1 pseudogene is annotated in these 325 nt (G+C 58.2%); it reads right to left on the reverse strand.

From position 1 onward, the window contains the following. Positions 1 to 325: pseudogene (locus tag ACFZPT_RS26595) on the reverse strand (DUF4350 domain-containing protein); the annotation flags it as partial.

Below are 325 nucleotides of genomic sequence, written 5' to 3' on the forward strand. Positions count from 1 at the left end.
AAACCGAAATAGGCCGGGGCGGTTTCATTATCGATATAGAGCCTGGTCAGTTCGGGTGTTTTCTTTTTGCGCGCTGGCGCGGGCTCTTCGGGCTCGTCGCTGAGCACTTGGCGTAACTTGAGGCGGTCGAGTAAGAGATCGCCACTTTTGCCGGTTTCTTGATCCCACAGGGCTTCTGCTACCACCAGCAGGTGGCCGCCGGAGCGGGTCCAGTCCAGCATCTGCTCAACCTGACGGGGAGACATATTGCTGCGCTACGTCAGTAGCAGAAGACTATGGTGTTCGGACGGGAGGTCGGCCAGGCGATCAAGGCCAAAGGCATGGT

The sequence above is a fragment of the Pseudomonas sp. MD330_10 genome (assembly GCF_042610415.1).
Classification (GTDB): domain Bacteria; phylum Pseudomonadota; class Gammaproteobacteria; order Pseudomonadales; family Pseudomonadaceae; genus Aquipseudomonas; species Aquipseudomonas rhodesiae.